4 protein-coding genes are annotated in these 6,249 nt (G+C 61.5%); all 4 read right to left on the bottom strand.

Annotated elements, in window-relative coordinates; genetic code table 11:
- Positions 1-285: 285 nt before the first annotated feature.
- The 4 genes from ACFODV_RS08190 to ACFODV_RS08175 are packed head-to-tail and all read right to left on the bottom strand — an operon-like array spanning position 286 to position 6,051.
- Positions 286-3,141, bottom strand: a complete 2,856-nt coding sequence (locus ACFODV_RS08190; protein ID WP_379757442.1) for an FAD-binding and (Fe-S)-binding domain-containing protein — start codon at positions 3,139-3,141, stop codon at positions 286-288.
- Positions 3,141-3,818: a LutC/YkgG family protein gene (locus ACFODV_RS08185; protein ID WP_379757439.1), complete on the bottom strand. Its 678-nt coding sequence runs from the start codon at positions 3,816-3,818 to the stop codon at positions 3,141-3,143. Before ACFODV_RS08185 ends, ACFODV_RS08190 begins: the two co-directional genes overlap by 1 nt.
- Positions 3,818-5,299 carry a LutB/LldF family L-lactate oxidation iron-sulfur protein gene (locus ACFODV_RS08180; RefSeq protein WP_379757436.1) on the bottom strand — a complete coding sequence of 494 codons (1,482 nt, stop codon included), beginning with the start codon at positions 5,297-5,299 and terminating at the stop codon, positions 3,818-3,820. The genes ACFODV_RS08185 and ACFODV_RS08180 overlap by 1 nt, the downstream gene beginning before the upstream one ends.
- The gene (locus tag ACFODV_RS08175) at positions 5,296-6,051 is read right to left on the bottom strand and encodes a (Fe-S)-binding protein (RefSeq protein WP_379757433.1); all 756 of its coding nucleotides are present in this window, start codon (positions 6,049-6,051) and stop codon (positions 5,296-5,298) included. Before ACFODV_RS08175 ends, ACFODV_RS08180 begins: the two co-directional genes overlap by 4 nt.
- Between the last annotated feature and the right edge of the window lie 198 nt (positions 6,052-6,249).

Below are 6,249 nucleotides of genomic sequence, written 5' to 3'. Positions count from 1 at the left end.
CAGCGATGACCGCGAATCGTGTGAGGGCGCATTCTACCGAATCCGCCGTGAGTGTCAAGCGAGAAGTCTGTCGGCCCTGCCGAAAAACCTCAAGTAGAACAATCACTTCCTCAACTTGCCACCGCCGGCAACGTTGCTCGTTGCCCGCAGCGGATGCGTACTTTACGACGTTCCCCGCCACCCCGCAAGGGCCTCCTGATAAAAAAGTGTCAGGCACATGGCAGAAAAACGAAAGGGAGGTGACAGGGCATCCACAGGGCCTGCTGCCAGGCCCTGTGGATAAGCTCAGGTCGAAGCGGGCTGACTCGCCCGATCCAACAGAGAGAGGATGGAACGGTAAGGAATTCCGCCATGCTGAGACAGTCCAATCTCGCACGTGCGTGAATTGGAATAACCCGCACTACAGTCCACCACCTGCTCGGCCAGTCCCTCCAACGCTGAAGCGTTCAACTCCGGCGTATTGAATCCCTTGTCTCCGGCAAAGCCGCAGCAGGAAATCTCCGCCGGCACCACCACATCCCTGGCGCAGGATCGTGCCAGAGTCACAAACTTCTCGGAAAGTCCCATTCGAGTGCTTGAACAAGTCACGTGCACCGCGATGCGCTCATCCAGCGGTGTGACAGTCAAACGCGGTAGCAGGTGATCGTGGGCGAAGCTCACCGGCTCCATGAGGGACAATCGCTCGTCCAGGTGTTCCTGCATCTGCAGCGTACAGGGACTGGTATCGCAGAGTACCGGGTAGCGTCCGTTCTGACTTGCCATGAGCAATTCACGATTGAGCTCACGCGCCTTGTGGGATGCCTCGTCGTACTGTCCCTTGGACTTGAAGGCCATTCCACAGCAAAGGTGACCGATCATTTCCGGCAGAATGACTTCGTACCCGGCCTTGTCCAAAAGAGTCAGCGTGATCTCCATCACCGAACGAGACTCGTCGTCATCGTGAGCAGCACCAAAGATGCGGGTCGCGCAGGATGGCAAATACACCACCTTCTCCCGATTATCGCCCCCCCCTGGAAGGTGGCCGAGCACCCGAATAGGCGCCGACTTGGGCAGAGCAGGACTCCATTGGGGTAGACGCTCACCACTCAGCCGACGAGCACCAACGCTCATTTTTTCCATCAGATTGGCGCCCAGCACGGTTCGCGCTGCTCCCGCCGCATTCAGCCCACCCCGGGCCACTCGGGTTGCTCCGGAGAAGTGCCGGCCGATACGCCTGGCCAGGGAAGCCTTGTCCACTGATCGTTCGCGACGTAGCTGACGCACCATTTCACCGGTATCGATTCCCACTGGACATTGGGTAGCGCACAACCCCGTCGCCGCACAGGTATCGATGCCCTGATAGACATACGATTCCTCGAGCTGCTGCATGCGCTCATTGTCCGCGTCGGTGGCCTGGTCTCCCAACGCCTCAAGCCTGGCCAGCTCACGGCGAATCACGATGCGTTGACGAGGAGTGAGTGTCAGATCGGTCGAGGGGCAGATCGGCTCGCAGAAACCGCACTCAATGCACTTATCGATGATGTCATCAGCAGCCGGCAGAGGTTTAAGGTTCTCCAGGTGCAGCGTCGGATTGCGACTGAGGATCACTTCGGGATTGAGCAGGTTCTCAGGGTCGAACAGTGCCTTGATCTCCCACATCAGCGCATAGGCGTCGGAGCCCCACTCAAGCTCCACATAGGGCGCCATATTGCGCCCGGTACCATGTTCAGCCTTGAGCGAACCACCGTACTCGACGCCGACCAACTGGGCGACCTCATCCATCAGGCCCTGGTAGCGCTCCACCTCACCCGGCTTTTCGAACCCCTGCGGGAAAACGAAATGCAGGTTGCCCTCCAGAGCGTGGCCGAACAGGATTGTTTCGGCATAGCCGTGACGGTGAAAGGTCTCGGTAAGTGCCTGAACGCCTTCATCGAGACGCTCGATGGGAAAAGCCACATCCTCGATGATTACTGTGGTACCCGTCTCGCGTATCGCACCCACCGCCGGGAAAAGGCCCTTGCGGATCTTCCAGTAGAGCTCATAGGTTGCCGTCTCGCGCGTAAAGGCAACCGGCTCAAGGGTCCTGACCCCCTCCAGGCTCGCCTGCACCTCCTCCATACGCGCCACCAGCTCTGCCTCGTCATTGCCGCGCACGTCGATCAGCAACGCCGCCGCTCCGTCGGGAAGGGTGCGCAAGGTCTCGGGCATGCCGGGCTTGTCCTGAACCGAACGCAGCGCGGCGCGATCCATCAGCTCCACGGCCGACACCGGTGACGGCTTCAGCGCAATGGTCGCCCGGCAGGTGGTGGCCATGTCAGGGAAGAACGCCAGGGCAGCCGCCTTGCAAGGCTCGTCCGACACGCTGTCGTAGGTGATGGTACTGAGAAAGCCCAGAGTCCCTTCGGAGCCGATCATCAGGTGCTTGAGGATCTCGATGCCATCCTCGAAGTCGACCAGGCTGTTGAGGGCATAGCCGGTGGTGTTCTTCAGCCGGTACTTGTGACGGATCTTCTCGGCCAGCGCCTTATTGGCGCGAGTCTCGGCCGACAGGCGCTCCAGCCCCGCGATCAATCCGGCATGGGAGCGGAGGAAGGCTTCACGGCTGACCGGATCGGCGGTATCCAGCAGGGTGCCGTCGGCCAGGATCACGCGAAGATCACGTACCGTACGGTAGCTGTTCTGGGCCGTGCCGCAGCACATGCCCGAGGCGTTGTTGGCGGCAATGCCGCCGATCATGCAGCTGTTGATGGACGCCGGATCGGGGCCGATCTTGCGCCCGAAGGGTGCCAGCAGCTGATTCGCCCTGGCGCCGATCACCCCGGGTTGCAGGCGGATCGCCTGGCCGTCGTCGAGAATTTCGTGGTCGCGCCAGCCTTGCCGGAGCTGGATCAGTACCGAATCGGTCACCGCCTGGCCGGAAAGCGAGGTGCCGGCGGCCCGAAAAGTCACCGGTATCTTCCTTTCACGGCACTCGGCCAGCACCGTCTGAAGCTCCTCCTCGTTTTCCGGACGCACCACCAACCCGGGAATCAGTCGATAGAAACTGGCGTCGGTGCCGTAAGCCAAGGTTCGAAGAGGATCGTCGATCAGCCGATCATTGGAAATCGTACTTGCCAGCGCCGTCTTGAGCTCGCTAAAAGTCGTGGCGTTCGACTTGGACATCAGAGGTTCTCCGTCAGTTGACTCACATGGCGGATCAGCACCACCAGTTCGCGGGGGCCGTGGACGCCGTAGGCCAGGGTCTGCTCGATATCGGCGGTCTTGCTGGGCCCGGAAATCAGCAATGCATTGGTGGGCATCTTGTTCGCCCAGCCGTTACGCTCCACCACGTCGAAGAAGGTATCCTCGATCGTCTCCGCATCCAGCACCGCAATATGAATCGGCGGCACCAGGCTGATCAAGCGAGGCTCATCAGGGGTGGGCCATAGCCACAGGCTACCGGTCTCGGCAATGGCGCCACCTATCGAGGTCAAACCAGCATCGACACTCTCAAACTGTTCTCGCTTCCACGCCTCGATATCACGACCTACGTCGACCAGCTCGACATCAGCATTCTCAAGCGCCAGGCGGGCCTCGACGGCCACCGGGTGATCGCGGCCCAATGCCAGCCGACGAACGCCCTTGTCGGCGAGCACCTTGGCCAGGACATCGCACCAATCTTCACGCGCCGTATGAACCACCTCGCCGTGGACCGAAGTGATCCAGCGTTCGAAACGAGCCAAACGCTCATCGGGGCTCCAGCCGCGCTCTGTGACCACGGCAAAGTTGCAATCGGGAGCGCTCAGGGGGCCGTCGGTGCGTTCGCGCAGGCGCGTGAGGATGGTATTGCGTGCACTCATCAACTCTGCTCCTTATCGAGCGTGTCGACGCTCGGCTTGTCGGCCTGGTGCTGCTTGACCAGTGCATGCAGCGTCCTTCCGGCCGGCTGAGGAGCAGACCGATATTCGGTCCAGACACCCAGCTTAGCCGGCATCAGCGCCTTAAGCTTGCCCACCACGGCCGTGCCGCTGCGCCAAACCCCAGGATGGGTAGCAAGCCACTGAAAGCCCCTCCAGGCCGCGGTCTCCTTCCGGGTACGCTTGACCCCAGCGCCGGGCACGTTGCCGCGCCCCTCGCCCACCGCCTCACGCCGCAGCCGAATCAGCAGGTCGGGTATCGGAATTTTCACCGGGCACACTTCACCGCAGGCGCCGCACAGGCTGGAAGCCGTGGGCAGGTCCCTGGTCTCCTCCAAGCCCATCATGTGCGGGGAGAGAATGCTGCCGATCGGGCCGGGATAGGTCGTGCCGTAGGCGTGCCCCCCCACCCGGGTATAGACCGGGCAGTGATTCATGCAAGCGCCACAGCGGATGCAGCGCAGGGTGTCGAGCAGTTCATTGTCCTGGTAGATGCTGGAACGGCCATTGTCGACCAGCACCAGGTGAACCTCCTTCGGGCCGTCGTGCTCTCCCTCCTTGCGGGGCGAACTGATCATATTGAAGTAGGTGGTCACATGCTGGCCCGTGGCCGAGCGAGACAGCAATGCGTATAGAGGTGGCACGTCGCGCAGATGCTCGACCACCTTCTCGATGCCGGTCACCGCAATATGCACCGGCGGCACCGTGGTAGTCATACGTCCGTTGCCCTCGTTCTCCACCAGACACAGGGTGCCGGTCTCGGCCACCGCGAAGTTGACCCCGGAGACGCCGACATCGGCGGCCATGAACCGCTCGCGCAGCTGATGCCTGGCCGCCGCTGTCATCGTGTCCACGTCGCGGGTCCGCTCGATGCCGGTCTTCTCATGCAGGATCTCGGAGATCTCATCAGTATTGAGATGAATCGCCGGCATGATGATGTGGGAGGGCGTTTGGTCGTTAAGCTGGACCAGATATTCGCCGAGGTCCGATTCCAGTGCCTCAATACCTGCCGCCTCCAGGTGAGCATTAAGATGCATCTCCTCGGAGACCATGGACTTGCCCTTGATCACCGACTTGGCATCGTGGACCTCGCAGATCTCGCGAATGATCCGGCACGCCTCCTCACCGTCCTCGGCCCAGTGCACCTGAATGCCGTTGGCCTGGCAGTTGGCCTCCAGTTGCTCGAGCAGATCGGGCAGTTTTGCCAGCGCTCGCATACGGATGTTGGCACCCAGCTCACGCAGGGTCTCGAGATCCCAGCCCTCGAAGCTGTCGCGACGCTTGGTCATCAGACCATCCATCGCCTTGCGGAAGTTGCCGCGGATCTGCGGGTTGCCCAGGGCATCGTGGGCCTGGCGGTGAAACTCGCGGGGGCTGTAGGTTTGTACCGGATGAGGCTGGAATGCCTGATTCTCTGCGTTCATGAGGTTCTCCGCCACAGGTAGCTGGCGATATGCTCGCCCTTGACCGCTTTCTTCTGGTGCGCAAAGCGCCCACCGATATTCATCATGCAGCCGCAGTCGGAGGTCACGAAGCGGTCGGCGCCGGCGGCCTCGATGGCAAGCGTCTTATCTTCCACCATGGCAGCCGAAACCTCGGGGTGGCGCACGGCGAAGGTGCCACCAAAGCCGCAGCATTCCGCGGCGCGGTCCTGCTCGACGAGTTCGACCTGCTCCAGCTGGGCCAGAAGGGCCGGCCCGGTCTCTGCCAGGCCCATCTCGCGACGCGCACTGCAGGAGGTGTGCATGGCGACCTTTTCGGACTGGCCGCGATCCTCGAGTCTGAGGTGGCAGACATGCAACAGGAACTCGGTCAGCTCGTAGATCCGGCCAGACACCTCGTTGGCCTTATTTTCCAGGGCGGTGCCGGCGAAGAGTCTCGGGTAGTGCATGCGCATCATGCCGCCGCAGGAGCCGGAGGGTACGATGATTGGCCAGGGCTCGGGAAAGAGGTCGAGCTGTGCCGCCGCCACTGCCCGCGCCTCTGCGTGATAGCCGGAGGTGTGGGCCGGCTGACCGCAGCAGGTCTGGTCCTGGGGGAAGAGCACGTCAATACCCTCCCGCTCCAGCAGGCGGATGCCATCCAGTCCAGCTTCGGGATAGAAGAGGTCGATCAGGCAGGTGCCGAAGAAGTAGACCTTCTCCGGCCTGGGCGGGTAGCACTTGACTGGCGTCATCGGCAAAATCCTCGACAGGCTGAGGGCGGCGTCGAAACAATTGGTCAAACCAATTTACAACACAGAATTGGCGCACCTTAGGAGGCGCATCCTGACAGTGTCAAACCTGAGCGACGCTTTTACCCGCGCCGAGGCGCTATACTTTGGTAGGGTGGCAAGAAGGCTACGGATAAGCCACTGAAAGACGTAAGAAAAAAC

This window comes from Halomonas tibetensis, from assembly GCF_042643535.1.
In the GTDB taxonomy this organism is placed as follows: domain Bacteria; phylum Pseudomonadota; class Gammaproteobacteria; order Pseudomonadales; family Halomonadaceae; genus Halomonas; species Halomonas tibetensis.
The sequence above is the reverse complement of the archived record's forward strand: the minus strand, read 5'-3'. Positions and strand labels throughout refer to the sequence as shown.